The 13,011-nt window shown below is 69.0% G+C and carries 11 protein-coding genes; 5 read left to right on the top strand and 6 right to left on the bottom strand.

The features are described from left to right. Positions 1-11: 11 nt before the first annotated feature. A complete protein-coding gene (locus ACFVM3_RS27330; RefSeq protein WP_378442839.1) occupies positions 12-584 on the bottom strand; it encodes a GNAT family N-acetyltransferase in 573 nt (190 codons plus the stop codon). Continuing rightward, on the bottom strand, positions 581-2,050 hold the full coding sequence (locus tag ACFVM3_RS27325; RefSeq protein ID WP_378442838.1) for an APC family permease: 1,470 nt from the start codon (positions 2,048-2,050) through the stop codon (positions 581-583). Before ACFVM3_RS27325 ends, ACFVM3_RS27330 begins: the two co-directional genes overlap by 4 nt. 188 nt (positions 2,051-2,238) lie before the next feature. Between ACFVM3_RS27325 and ACFVM3_RS27320 the strand changes: the two genes are divergently transcribed. After that, on the top strand, positions 2,239-2,880 hold the full coding sequence (locus ACFVM3_RS27320) for a GPP34 family phosphoprotein (protein ID WP_378442837.1): 642 nt from the start codon (positions 2,239-2,241) through the stop codon (positions 2,878-2,880). 14 nt (positions 2,881-2,894) lie between these two features. Here the strand turns inward: ACFVM3_RS27320 and ACFVM3_RS27315 are convergent, their stop codons facing one another. From ACFVM3_RS27315 to ACFVM3_RS27305, 3 genes are read right to left on the bottom strand one after another with little or no spacing between them, the layout of a single operon-like run. Then, a complete protein-coding gene (locus ACFVM3_RS27315; RefSeq protein ID WP_378442836.1) occupies positions 2,895-3,887 on the bottom strand; it encodes a PHP domain-containing protein in 993 nt (330 codons plus the stop codon). Between the two features lie 18 nt (positions 3,888-3,905). Beyond that, positions 3,906-4,412: a metallophosphoesterase family protein gene (locus ACFVM3_RS27310; RefSeq protein ID WP_378442835.1), complete on the bottom strand. Its 507-nt coding sequence runs from the start codon at positions 4,410-4,412 to the stop codon at positions 3,906-3,908. Beyond that, a complete protein-coding gene (locus ACFVM3_RS27305; protein WP_378442834.1) occupies positions 4,409-5,068 on the bottom strand; it encodes a GntR family transcriptional regulator in 660 nt (219 codons plus the stop codon). The genes ACFVM3_RS27310 and ACFVM3_RS27305 overlap by 4 nt, the downstream gene beginning before the upstream one ends. A 35-nt stretch (positions 5,069-5,103) precedes the next feature. Between ACFVM3_RS27305 and araD the strand changes: the two genes are divergently transcribed. The 4 genes from araD (at position 5,104) to ACFVM3_RS27285 (ending at position 11,424) form a co-directional block, all read left to right on the top strand. Beyond that, complete coding sequence (araD, locus tag ACFVM3_RS27300) at positions 5,104-6,822, top strand: L-arabinonate dehydratase (RefSeq protein ID WP_378442833.1); 1,719 nt, start codon at positions 5,104-5,106, stop codon at positions 6,820-6,822. 149 nt (positions 6,823-6,971) lie between these two features. After that, positions 6,972-8,774 carry a VanW family protein gene (locus tag ACFVM3_RS27295; protein ID WP_378442832.1) on the top strand — a complete coding sequence of 601 codons (1,803 nt, stop codon included), beginning with the start codon at positions 6,972-6,974 and terminating at the stop codon, positions 8,772-8,774. 84 nt (positions 8,775-8,858) lie between these two features. Further along, entirely contained in the window at positions 8,859-10,070 is a 1,212-nt protein-coding gene (locus ACFVM3_RS27290; protein WP_378442831.1) for an MFS transporter, read from the top strand. 139 nt (positions 10,071-10,209) lie between these two features. Then, on the top strand, positions 10,210-11,424 hold the full coding sequence (locus ACFVM3_RS27285) for a GGDEF domain-containing protein (RefSeq protein ID WP_378442830.1): 1,215 nt from the start codon (positions 10,210-10,212) through the stop codon (positions 11,422-11,424). Between the two features lie 198 nt (positions 11,425-11,622). On the opposite strand, the gene ACFVM3_RS27280 is transcribed toward ACFVM3_RS27285, so the two are convergent. Beyond that, on the bottom strand, positions 11,623-12,975 hold the full coding sequence (locus ACFVM3_RS27280) for a TrpB-like pyridoxal phosphate-dependent enzyme (protein WP_378442829.1): 1,353 nt from the start codon (positions 12,973-12,975) through the stop codon (positions 11,623-11,625). Positions 12,976-13,011: the final 36 nt, after the last annotated feature.

The following is a 13,011-nucleotide window of genomic DNA, read 5'->3' as shown; positions in this document are numbered from 1 at the left end:
TTACCAGTCCTTTATAGACAAATCGACGGCTCCCGCCACATGGGCAGCATCGGCGGCCCGCCCTCGACCGCGAAAGCCGGTCCGTGATCGCGGAAACCCAGCCGCCGGTACAGTTTCGCGCTCTCCGCGCTGCTCGCCTCCAGATACGCGGGCACCGCGCCGTACCGCTCGAGCCCGTGCTTCAGCAACCGCGCGCCGATCCCTCGCCGCTGCGCGTTCTTGCGGACGCCGATGAACTGCGCGTGGTGGTACTCGCCGCCGGGGGCGTGCTCCGTCATCAGCTCGAACACCATCATGAGCCTGCCGATTTCTTCCCCGGTGAGCCCGGCGAACGCTTCGTCGTCGATGTCCTCGTCGCCACCGGGCGCCCAAACCGCGACGGCGGACAGGTCGTCGGTGACGTCGACGTGGCCGCCCACGGCGAGCATCCCCTGCACGACCGCCCGGTGGAAGATCGGCAGCGCCACCGCGCGGCGCTCGTCACCGGGAAAGACCCACATACTCACCGGGTCTTCATGGAAGGCTTCGGACAGTACATCGACGACGGTGTCCATTTCGGACTCTTCAGCGGCGCGGATGATCATCGTCCCACCTCCAGCTTGACGGGTTCGTCCTCTTCGAGCGGGCCGCCGATGGCGGCGTACGTCTCGGGATCCTTTGCCCGCAACACTTCCGCGCGCAGGAAGCCGGCCAGTGCCGCGACGAGCACGAGACCGGGCAGCCCCCAGCGCAACAGGAACGTCCCGGCCGGGCCGAGCAGCAGATCGAAGTTGAGCAGGATCAGCGCGAGGACGGCCGACAACGCGAGCATCGCCGCCCCCGGCGCGATCCAGCGGCGCCAGGCGTTTTCGGCGTCACGGCGCCGTTTGAAGAAGCCGATCACCGAAAGCGAGACGGCGATCATGATCACCACGACACCGGTGGACGCCGTCGTGCCGAGCCAGGTGAACAGTTCGGTCACCGGATCACGGCCCGCGATCGCGAACAGCGACACGACCACCAGCGCGAGCGCGGTCTGCGTGAGCGAACCGGCGACCGGCGCACCGGTGCGTTTGCTGGTCTTGGCCAGCGAGCGCGGCAGCAACCCTTCCCTGCCCAGCGCGAAGAAGTACCGCGCGACGGCGTTGTGGAAGCTCAGCAGCGCCGCGCACTGGCCGGTCACGAACAGCGTGTACGCGACATCGGAGAACGTCTCGCCGAGGTGTTCGCCCGCCAGGTTGAACAGGAGGTCCGGACCCTGCGCGGACGCGGTGGTGACGATGACGTCCGGCCCGGTCCCCACGGCCAGCGCGAGCGATGAGACGACGTAGAGCACCGCGGTGAGCCCGATCGCCGCGTACGTCGCGCGCCCGACCGTGCGACTGGGTTCCCTGGTCTCCTCGCCGTAGGTCGCCGCGCCCTCGAAGCCGATGAACGCGGCGGCGGAGAACGCGAACACCGCGCCGACACCGGTGGTGAACAGGCTCGACGGCTCCAGCGGGACCCAGGAAACGCCGCCACCGGCGGGGTTCGCGAACAACGCGATGTCGACGATCGCGACGACGGCGACTTCGAGGCACAGCGCCACGCCGAGCACCTTGGCGTTGAGATCGACCCGCAGGACGCCGAGCGCGCCGATGATCAGCACCATCACCAGTGCGCACAGCCACCACGGCGGCGGGGATCCGGTGAGCGTGCCCAGCCAGGTCGACACCGACCAGCCGAACAAACCGTAGATGCTGATCTGGATGGCGTTGTAGGAGATCAGCGTGACGAACGCGATCCCGGCGCCGGTGGATTTGCCGACCCCGTTGGCTACGTAGGGGTAGAACGCGCCAGCGTTGGTGATGTAGCGGCTCATCGCGGCGTAGCCGACGGCGAACAGTCCCAGGATCGGGGCGAGCAGGAGGAACGAAAGCGGCACCCCGATGCTGCCGGTGACCGCGTAGTTGGTCGGGACCCCGCCCGCGATGGCGAACAGCGGACCCGCCGCGGCCACCACGAAGAACACGATCTGGGTGGCTCCGAGCCGTCGATGACCGAGACCGCGCCGCGGTCTTTGCGTACCCATGGACCCGTCCCCCGGACGTCGGTTTGGCGCTGACGGTTCTTGATCTTGCGAGAGCCATCCCACCCTAGGGCCGGCCACTTCGGCGAGGTACGTCCGTTCAGGCTAAAAACGGACCTCGGGTCGCAGTGGTCCGCGCGCTACCGCTACTTTGGCCGTCCCGCACTACAACGCCGGGGGGCGTGCCATTCATGCGTCGGCTGACCTTGGTCGATTCCCTGTTCTTTCTCGCCCACGACGAGTTCACCGGAAAACCCGCGCTGCGCGGCACGGGACTCGGCATCGGAATGGCCGGTTCCGCGCTCTGCGATCTCCTCCTCGCCGAGCGGATCACCGTGGAACGCAAACGAATCCGGCCGCTGTCGCGCCGCGGCCTCGCCCATCCGCCGCTGGATCGGGTGTTCTCGGAAATCCTCCGCGAACCCGAGCGGCACACCGTCCGGGAATGGGTCGGCCATCTCCGCCACGATCTCGGGGAAACGGTCGCGGAGAACCTGCTCGCCGCGGGAGTGATCGACCGCGAAACCGACCGGATGCTCCTGCGGAAGAATCATCGGTATCCGCCACGGGATCTGCTGATGTCGACGGCCGCGCGCAGCAAGGTACGGGCGGCCGTCCTCGGCACCGAACGGCCGGATCCGCATTCGGTCTGCCTGGCCCAGCTGGCCTGGACCATCGGTCTCGACGATTTCTGCGAACCGGAACTCGACCGCGCCGGCCTGCGGGCCTGGGCCGGGTCCACGCATCGGGAACTCCCGAGGGCGCTCGCGGAACTGATCTCGGGGGTGGACGCGGTGAGCGCCGCCGTCGTCTACACCGGCGACCGGCGATGACGCGTGATCGCCACTTACGAGGCCAGCAGGTCCTCCGCGGTCCGCGTGTTGATCACCCGGTCCGGCTCGATCCCCAGCTCGTTCGCCCGCGCGCAGCCGTAGACCAGCCAGTCCAGCTGTCCCGGCGCGTGCGCGTCGCTGTCGATCGCGAAGTCGCAACCCAGGTCCACGGCCAGGTTCAGCAGACGCGTCGGCGGGTCGCGGCGCTCGGGGCGCGAGTTGATCTCGACGGCGACCCCGTTGTCCCGGCACGCGGTGAACACCGCCTCCGCGTCGAACTCCGATTCGGGCCGCTTCCCGCGGCCGCCCATCACCAGGCGTCCGGTGCAGTGCCCCAGCACGCGGACGCGCGGATGCTGGACGGCGGCGATCATCCTCGGCGTCATCTCCTTCGCGGGCATCCGCAGCTTCGAGTGCACGCTCGCGACGACGAAGTCCAGCTGTTCCAGCAGTTCTTCCTCCTGGTCCAGCGTGCCGTCGAGATGGATGTCGACCTCGATACCGTGCAGGATCCGGAACGGCGCCATCGTCTCGTTCAGTTCCGCGACGACGTCCATCTGCCGCCGCAGCCGTTCGGGCGAAAGGCCGTTGGCGACGGTGAGCCGCGGTGAGTGATCCGTCAGCACCATCCATTCGTGGCCGAGCGCGCGGGCGGCCTCCGCCATCTCCTCGATCGGGCTTCCGCCGTCGGACCAGTCCGAATGGGTGTGGCAGTCGCCGCGCAACGCCGCCCGCATCGGACCGCCGTCGGGCAGCTTCGGCTCGCCGAGCTTCTCGAAGTACGCGGGACGGCGGCCGGCGAGGACGTCTTCGACGACGGCCGCGGTCGCCTTGCCGATATTCGGCAACGCGGTCAGCGTGCCCGCCTCGGCGCGTTTGCGCAGGTCGTCGGGCTTGACCTTGGCGATCACCGAAGCCGCCTGCCGGAACGCCCGCACCCGGTAGGTCGGCTCGCCCGCGCGCTCCAGCCGGAACGCGATCTCCCTCAACGCCTGCGCCGGTTCCATGGCTACCTGTCTACCCGGTCAGCGGCGAAGCGGCAGCTCATGAAGAGCTACGTCGCGCAGCTCGCCGTCGCGGATCTCGGCGGTCTGATAGGTGCAGAACGGCTGACGCCGCCGGTCGGTCGGCGAGCCGGGGTTGAGCAGGCGCAACCCCTTCGGCGTGACCGTGTCCCAGGGGATGTGGCTGTGCCCGAACACGAGGACGTCGGTGTCCGGGAACTGGTCATCGCAGCGGCGCTCGCGCCCCTGTTTGCCGCCGGTTTCGTGGATGACCGCCACGCGGACGCCGTCGAGGTCCGCCCGCGCGATTTCCGGGAGCCGCGCCCGCAGGTCCGCGCCGTCGTTGTTGCCGTAGACCCCGATGAGCCGCTTGCTCCGGGACTCGAGTTCGTCCAGCAGGGCGACCTCGACCCAGTCACCCGCGTGGATGACGACGTCCGCCGCCTCGACCTCGCGCCAGACCTGGGCCGGCAGCGCCTTCGCGCGCTGTGGCAGATGCGTGTCGGAGATGAGCAGCAGGCGCGTCATTCGTCGCCGATGCTCTCGAGGATCCGGCCGAGGAAATCTCCGATGTGGACGCGCAGCAGCCCGGCCGCGCCGTCGGCGTCCCCTTTCTTCGCCGCCGCCAGCACCGCCTTGTGCTCGGCCCATTCCCTGCGCCAGCTGGGATTCGCCGCCCAGCCGACCACGCTGATCAGCGCCGCGCGGTCCCTGAGGTCGTCCAGTATCGAGACCATCAGCGGGTTGCCGCAGCCGCTGTAGAGCGCGCGGTGGAAGCGGCGGTTGAGCAGGCTGAGCGCCGCCTGGTCCTTGTCCGAGATGGCCGCCGACGCCTCCTTCAACGCCTCCGCGGCGTCTTCGAGCAGATCCGGCGAGCGGCGCTCGACCGACCGGCGCACGGCCTCGGGCTCCAGCACCATGCGGACGTCGTAAACGGATTTCGCCAGCTCCGCGTCGACCACGCACACCGACGCGCCCTTGTACGGGCTGAAGGTCACCAGTCCCGTGTTCGACAGCACCTTGAGCGCCTCGCGGACCGGCGTCTTCGACACCCCGAGCCGGGCCGCGAGTTCGGCTTCGACCAGCGGCTGGCCGGGCTTCAGCTCCCTGGTGAGGATGCCGCGGCGGATCTCTTCGAGCACCACTTCGGTCCGTGAAGCGGGCAAGCTGAAGGTCGAAGGCATGGGACGATCATATATGAGATGCCATACTCAGGGTCATGAGGAACCCTGAGGAACTCCGAAGCCATCGCTGGTTCGGCGGCGGCGAACTACGCGGTTTCAGCCACCGGGCCCGGAGCAGGCAACTCGGCTACAACCCGGAGGAACACCTCGGGAAACCCGTTATCGCGATCCTCAACACCTGGAGCGACATCAACCCCTGCCACATGCATCTGCGCGAACGGGCGGAACAGGTCAAACGCGGGGTGTGGCAGGCAGGCGGATTCCCGCTGGAGTTCCCGGTCGCGACCCTGTCGGAGACCTTCCAGAAACCGACGCCCATGCTCTACCGCAACCTGCTTTCGCTGGAGACCGAAGAGATCCTGCGCTCCTACCCCGTCGACGGAGCGGTCCTCATGGGCGGCTGCGACAAGACGACACCGGCGTTGCTGATGGGCGCGACGAGCGCGGGACTGCCCGCGATCTTCGTCCCCGCCGGACCGATGTTGCGCGGGCATTGGCGGAACGAAGTGCTCGGCAGCGGCACCGACATGTGGAAGTACTGGGACGACAAGCGAGCCGGGCTGATCGGTGACGAGGAACTGTCCGAATTGGAGCGTGGACTGGCCCGTTCTCCCGGAACCTGTATGACGATGGGGACCGCGTCCACCATGATGTCGGTCGCCGAAGTGCTCGGGCTGACGTTGCCCGGTGCCGCGTCGATCCCCGCCGTCGACTCGGCGCACCACCGGATGGCCGCGGCGAGCGGCGCGCGCGTCGTCGAAATGGTGCGGGAGGACCTCACCATCACGAAGATCCTCGACGAACGCGCGTACGCCGACGCGATCACCACGGTACTGGCGCTCGGCGGCTCCACCAACGCCGTCATCCATCTGATCGCGATGGCCGGGCGGGCGCGGATCCCGTTGTCCGTCGACGATTTCGACGCGATCGCGCGCCGGGTCCCCGTGCTGGCGAACATCCGGCCGGGCGGCGACTGGCTGATGGAGGACTTCTACTACGCCGGCGGGCTTCCCGGTCTGCTCTCCCGGCTGACCGATCTGCTGCACACCGATCGGATCACCGTCACCGGCCGGACGCTCGGCGAAAACCTGAAAACGGCACGAGTGCACGATGACGATGTCATCCGTACGCGCGAAAACCCCGTCGCCGCCGAGGGAGGTGTCGCGGTGCTTCGCGGCAATCTGGCGCCGTCGGGCGCGGTGATCAAGCACATCGCCGCCGATCCCCGGCTGCTCGTCCACACCGGACCCGCGGTGGTCTTCGACGACCACAAGGACTTGAAGAACCGCATCGACGACCCGTCACTCGGCATCACCGAGGATTCGGTCCTCGTCCTGCGCGGATCCGGCCCGCTCGGCGGCCCCGGCATGCCCGAGTACGGGATGCTGCCGCTGCCGGACCACCTGCTGGCCAAGGGCGTCCGGGACATGGTCCGCGTTTCCGACGCCAGGATGAGCGGCACCAGTTACGGCGCGTGCGTACTGCACGTCGCGCCGGAATCCCACGTTGGCGGGCCGCTCGCGCTGGTCCGCGACGGCGATCGGATCACTTTGGACGTTCCTTCGCGGCGGCTGAGCCTCGACGTCGATGATGCGGAATTGCAACGTCGCCGTGCACGGTGGAATCCGCCCGCTCCGCGGTACGAACGGGGTTACGGCGCGTTGTACGCCGAACACATCACGCAAGCCGATGAAGGCTGTGACTTCGACTTTCTCGCCAGAGTGGGCGAAAATCCGGAACCTGACGCCCAGTGACCACCCGACGGAGTGACCCGCTCACCCAACCGGGCGAGTTGCACGACCACAAAACGCGCCCCGTATCTTGAACCTACGTCCGGAACGTGTGGAAGGCCCGGACGTTCGATCACGACGCCCGGCCTCGCCGGACCGTGGAGGGTGGAGAGTTGCCGCAGGAACCGCGCTGGCCCGAGTCCCACGCTGAACAGACGGACATTCTCCCGGTCGTCACGCCCGGGTTCGCGGAGTCTGCCACGCCGGAGGAGCCCGCGCCACCGAAGCGCCGTCGCAGCTACCGCAAGGCCGCCTTCATCGGCGGCGGCGTGTTCGGCCTGCTGGTCGTCGCGTACGCCCTCGACGTGCTGGTCTCCCAGGGCAGCGTCCCCCGCGGCGTCACCGTCGCCGGGGTCGACGTCGGCGGGATGGACCGCGCGGCGGCCGAGAAGGAGCTCCGCGGCGGGATCGAGCCGCGGCTGACCCGGCCGGTGAAGGTCGTCGCGGGCGACGCCGAGGAGTCGCTGGCGCCGAACAACGCCGGGCTGCGCCTCGACTGGCCCGCCACCCTCGACCAGGCGGGTGACCAGCCGCTGAACCCGTTCACCCGGATCGCGTCGTTCTTCTCGACCACCGAGGTGGGTGTCGTCACGCAGACCGACGACCCCAAGCTCACCTCCGCGCTGGAGAACCTGCGCGACAAGGTCGATCGTGACCCGATCGAGGGCACCGTGCGCTTCGAGGAGGCCAAGCCGGTCGCCGTCGAGCCGAAGGCCGGGCAGAAGCTCGACGTCGAAGCCGCCAAGAAGACCATCCTGGAGCGCTGGGCCAGTGGCGAGCCGCTGACGCTCGCCGTCACCCAGACCCCGGTCAAGGTCTCGGCGGAGGCCGTCCACGCCGCTCTCGAGCAGGTCGCGAAGCCCGCCGTGGCGTCGCCGATGGTCGTCAAGGGCGAGGGCAAGGACGCGATCGTCAAACCCGAGCAGATCGCGGCCGCGCTGACCTTCGAGCCCGTCGACAGCGGCGTACTGAACCCGAAGGTGGACAACAACAAGATCATCGAGGCCGCGGGCCCGCAGCTGAAGTCCACCGAGAAGGAGGGCAAGGACGCGCAGATCGTCTTCGAAGGCGGCAAGCCGACCGTGCAGCCCTCCGAGGACGCCAACGTCGTCGACTGGGAGCCGAGTCTCAAGCCGGTGCTCGACGTGCTCAAGCGCGCCGCGCCCCGCGAGCTGCCCGTGACCTACAAGAAGACCCCGGCCAAGGTGACCACCGAGCAGGCGAACCAGCTCGGCATCAAGGAGGTCGTCAGCGAGTTCAAGACCGGCGGGTTCGCGCCGGACTCGGGGACGAACATCCGGGTCGTGGCGCAGAAGGTCAACGGCGCCATCGTGAAGCCGGGCGAGACGTTCAGTCTCAACGGGTTCACCGGGCCGCGCGGTGCTGCGCAGGGTTACGTCGAGGCCGGTGTCATCAAGGACGGCGCGCCGGGCCGCGAGGTCGGCGGCGGGATCTCGCAGTTCGCGACCACGCTGTACAACGCCTCGTACTTCGCCGGCATGAAGGACACCGAGCACAAGGAACACAGCTACTACATCAGCCGCTACCCCGCCGCACGCGAGGCGACCGTGTTCCAGAACCACAACGGCGGCAGCGTGATCGACCTGAAGTTCACCAACGACACGGACACCGGTGTCGCGATCCAGACCATCTGGACGCCGTCGGACATCACGATCCGGATGTGGGGCACCAAGAAGTACACCGTCGAGTCGATCCCCGGCGGCCGCACCAACCCGTCCGAGCCGCCGACGAAGCCCGGCCCCGCCGAGAACTGCAAGCCCAGCAACGGCGCGCCCGGCTTCACCACGTCGGACACCCGGGTCATCAAGGACGCCGCGACCGGCCGCGAGATCCGTCGTCACACCAGGAACGTGCACTACAACCCGCAGCCGAAGATCACCTGCGGCACGGAGTAGCGGTCACGCGCTTCGCGGTTTCACCACCCGCGTCCGCGGCGGTACGCTGAGTGACTCACTCGATCGAGCGGGGGTGGTCACCTCGTGGCGTCCAAGGCGACCTTCCGGCAGGTCCTCGCGGTCGGCGAGGTGCGGGCGATCTGGTTCGCGGAACTCCAGTCGGTCCTCGGTGACCAGGTGGCCAGGGTCGCCCTGTCGGTGCTGGTGTTCGAGCGGACCGGTTCGGCCACCTGGCCCGCGCTGACCTACGCGCTCACGTACCTGCCCGACCTCGTCGGCGGACCGCTGCTCGGCGGGCTGGCCGATCGGTTCCCGCGCCGAGCGGTGATGGTCTGCTCCGACGGCGTCCGGGCGGCCTTGGTCGCGGTGCTCGCGATCCCCGGTATCCCGTTACCCGTGCTCGCCGTCGTGCTGGTGGTGGTCCAGCTGGCCAACGCGCCGTTCACCGCCGCGCAGGCCGCGGTCCTGCCGTCGGTGCTCAGCGGGGATTCCTACGTCCTCGGCCAGTCCCTCATGAAGATCACCAACCAGGTCGGCCAGCTCGCCGGATTCGCACTGGGCGGCGCGGTGATCGCCGCGATCGGACCGGGCCGCGGCCTGGCTCTGGACGCGGTGACGTTCGGCGTCTCGGCGATCGTCCTGCGGCTGGGTGTCCGCGCCCGGCCCGCTTCCGGCGCGAGCGGACCGGCGACGTCGACCCTGCGGCGGCTTTCGGCCGGTGCCAGGACGATCTGGCACGATCGGCGGCTGCGCGCGCTGGTCGGGCTGGCGTGGCTGGCGGGTTTCGTGATCGTGCCGGAAGGGCTCGCGGTGCCCTACGCCGCGGAGATCGGCGGCGGCGCGGCGACGGCGGGACTGCTGCTCGCGGCACATCCCGCGGGGATCGTGCTCGGGGTGTTCGCACTGGGCCGCCTGGTGCGGCCCGAAGTCCGGTTGCGCATGGTCGGCGGGCTGGCGCTCGGCGCGATCGTGCCGCTCGCGGCGTTCTGGTTCCGCCCCTCGCTCCCCTACGCCGCCGGACTGCTCGTGCTGTCCGGGATGTGCGCGGCCTACCAGGTCACCGCGAGCACCACGTTCATGCGGCTGGTACCCGACACCGAACGAGGCCAGGCGTTCGGCCTCGCCGGGTCGGGACTCATCGCCGTGCAGGGGATCGGGCTGATCGCCGGCGGCCTGCTCGTCGGCGTGCTCGGTTCACCCGCGACGACGGTCTCGGTCATCGCACTCGCCGGTCTCGTAGTGGCTGTTCCGGCCACCCGGGCTTGGCGCCACGTGGCCCCGCTTCACCCCCTTTGACCGGAACCGGGTATTCACCAGTTCTGCCCGCGCATGGAGCTCACCCCCTCCACTTCCCCGATCCGGTCACGCGTGGTGCACCCACGCCTACCCATACAGCGTAGTGACACCTAGTATCCAACCGATTACGTTCGTCTCCGTGGCGCTAACGAATTGGGCGCTGTGGCGGCTACCCAACCGCGGCTTGATCGGCTTCGTCCTCCTGGTGGACGTCGCGGCGATCGCCGGATCCGCCTGGTCACTTGTCCGGATCCCGTTCCCGCCGGGCGACGCACTCCCCTTCGCGATCCTGATCGTCAGCGCCGTGGCGTACACGGAGTTGTCGCGACCGGTCGAGCGGGTGCGGGAACGGTTCGCGGGCACGCCGCATATCTCGCTCGACAGCGTGTGGACCTTCGCGGCCGTACTGCTGGTGCACCCGGCGCTCGCCGCGCTGGTCATCGCCGTGTCGTTCTTCTACCGCTGGTTCCGCGGGCAGCCGAACCCGTTGTTCCGGCGGATGTTCTCCACGTCGGCGACCGTGCTCTCGGGGTTCGCGGCCGCCGCCTTCCTTTCCCGGTACGCGGCCCCGTTCGACCTGCTCCCCCGCGACGTCGCCTCGTTCGGGTCGATCGTCGCGGCAGGCGGGGTCTTCCTGCTGGTCAACACCGTGCTCATGACCATCGCGGTGTACTACGGCACGCCGCACGAGCGGCTGCGCGACGCGCTGGCGAAGCCGTTCGAATACGCGCTCGAAGCGGCGACGATCGCGCTCGGCGTCATCGTCGCGTGGGCTTTGCGGGACTGGCCGGTGGTACTGCTGCTCGTCGTCGGGATCACGCTGGTGCTGCACCGCGGCGTCCTGCTGCGGCAGCTGAAACGGCAGGCGCGCAGCGACGCCAAGACCGGGCTGCTCAACGCCAAGGCGTGGCGCGAGGCGGCGGCCGACGAACTCGACCGCGCGCGGCGCGCGGGCCGGCACACCAGCCTGCTGATGGTCGACGTCGACCGGTTCAAATTGATCAACGACCGGCACGGGCATCTGGTCGGCGACCGGTATCTGGCGGCGATCGCGGAAACGCTGCGCACCGAGGTGCGCGGCACGGATCTGGTCGGCCGGTTCGGCGGCGAGGAGTTCGTAGTCCTGCTGCCCGGCACACCCGCCGTCCACGCCCACGCGATCGCGGAACGGATCCGGTCGAGCGTGGCTTCGCGCGCCGGTGACCTGCCCGAGCACGTCACCGTGTCGATCGGTCTCGCCGACCGGCCGGGCGTGGCCGACCTCGACGCGGTGCTCGCCGTCGCGGACCGGGCGCTCTACGAGGCGAAGAACACCGGGCGGAACCGGACTTCTGGCTACCAGGTGACCGGCTGACCTCCCCTCGCGTTTCGTCCTCTGGATGCCAAGAGACCCCGCGCACGACCAGGGCCGAAGGCTCCCATCACCGCGTCAGACGCGACCAAGGGAGCCTTCACCCCGCTCACGAGCACGACACCTCTCAAGTGCCATGAAAGGGTCGTTCAGGACGAAAAACGTCAGGAACGACCCTTTCATGACATCCCGGGCGAGGGGCTACGGGAGGCCGGCGAGAGACTTCGCGAGGACCTCGTCGGACAGCGCGTGGTCGGAGATGTCGCCCGCCAGGTACGCGCCGTACGCCGGGAGGTCGAGGTGAGCGTGCCCGCACAGCGCGGTCAGAATCACCTTCTCCTCCCCGGTTTCCTTGCACCGCAAAGCTTCCTGGATGCACGCGGCGAGCGCGTGGGTCGGCTCGGGCGCGGGGATGATGCCCTCCGCGCGGGCGAACCGCACGCCTGCCGCGAAGCAGTCCTCCTGCCCGATGGCGACCGCGTCGATCAGCCCGAGTTCGTAGATATGCGAGATCAGCGGCGACATCCCGTGGTAGCGCAGCCCGCCGGCGTGGATCGGGTCGGGGATGAAGTCGTGACCGAGCGTGTGCATCTTCAGCAACGGCGTCAACCCGGCGGTGTCCCCGAAGTCGTACGCGTACTTCCCGCGGGTGAGCGTCGGGCAGGCGGCCGGTTCGACCGCGCGGATCACCGGGTCCATCCGGCCGGCGAGTTTCTCCCGCAGGAACGGGAAGGCCAGCCCGCCGAAGTTGGAGCCGCCGCCGGTGCAGCCGACTAGGACGTCCGGGGTGTCGCCTGCCAGTTCGAACTGCTTGAGCGCCTCTTCGCCGATGATCGTCTGGTGCAGCAGCACGTGGTTGAGCACGCTGCCGAGCGCGTAACGCGTGTTCTCCGCCTGCGCCGCCTGCTCGACCGCCTCGCTGATCGCGATGCCGAGGCTGCCAGTCGAGTCCGGGTCCGCGGCCAGGATCGCGCGGCCGGATTCGGTCAGCTCGGACGGGCTCGGATGCACCGTCGCGCCGAAGGTCTCCATCATCAGCTTGCGATACGGCTTCTGGTCGAACGAGGCGCGGACCTGCCACACCTCGCACTCGAGCCCGAAAGTGGCGCACGCGAACGCGAGCGCGCTCCCCCACTGTCCCGCTCCGGTTTCCGTGGTCAGCCTGGTGACCCCCTCCGCCGCGTTGTAGAACGCCTGCGGGACGGCGGTGTTGGGTTTGTGCGAGCCGACCGGGCTGACACCCTCGTACTTGTAGTAGATGCGGGCGGGAGTGCCGAGCGCCTTCTCGAGCCGCCTCGCGCGGAACAGCGGTGACGGCCGCCAGAGCCGATAGACGTCGAGGACCTCTTCCGGGATGTCGATGTACCGTTCGGTGCTGACCTCCTGGGCGATGAGCGCCTGCGGGAACAGGGGCGCGAGATCGTCCGGGCCGACCGGTTCACGGGTGCCAGGGTGCAGGGGCGGCGGTGGTGGCTCCGGCAGATCCGGGACGACGTTGTACCACCTGGCCGGCATGTCGGCTTCGTCGAGGATGTATTTCGTCCGCTCCGCCATTGAGCCTCCTCTGTCCGTCCCTTCAACCTAAAGGGA

Source organism: Amycolatopsis sp. NPDC057786, assembly GCF_042797905.1.
Classification (GTDB): domain Bacteria; phylum Actinomycetota; class Actinomycetes; order Mycobacteriales; family Pseudonocardiaceae; genus Amycolatopsis.
This window is presented reverse-complemented; position numbering and strand designations above follow the sequence as displayed.

Coding starts and splice junctions, on each gene's coding strand:
- ACFVM3_RS27330 (WP_378442839.1), bottom strand. CDS start 584: ATGATCATCCGCGCCGCTGAAGAGTCCGAAATGGACACCGTCGTCGAT.
- ACFVM3_RS27325 (WP_378442838.1), bottom strand. CDS start 2,050: ATGGGTACGCAAAGACCGCGGCGCGGTCTCGGTCATCGACGGCTCGGA.
- ACFVM3_RS27320 (WP_378442837.1), top strand. CDS start 2,239: ATGCGTCGGCTGACCTTGGTCGATTCCCTGTTCTTTCTCGCCCACGAC.
- ACFVM3_RS27315 (WP_378442836.1), bottom strand. CDS start 3,887: ATGGAACCGGCGCAGGCGTTGAGGGAGATCGCGTTCCGGCTGGAGCGC.
- ACFVM3_RS27310 (WP_378442835.1), bottom strand. CDS start 4,412: ATGACGCGCCTGCTGCTCATCTCCGACACGCATCTGCCACAGCGCGCG.
- ACFVM3_RS27305 (WP_378442834.1), bottom strand. CDS start 5,068: ATGCCTTCGACCTTCAGCTTGCCCGCTTCACGGACCGAAGTGGTGCTC.
- araD (WP_378442833.1), top strand. CDS start 5,104: ATGAGGAACCCTGAGGAACTCCGAAGCCATCGCTGGTTCGGCGGCGGC.
- ACFVM3_RS27280 (WP_378442829.1), bottom strand. CDS start 12,975: ATGGCGGAGCGGACGAAATACATCCTCGACGAAGCCGACATGCCGGCC.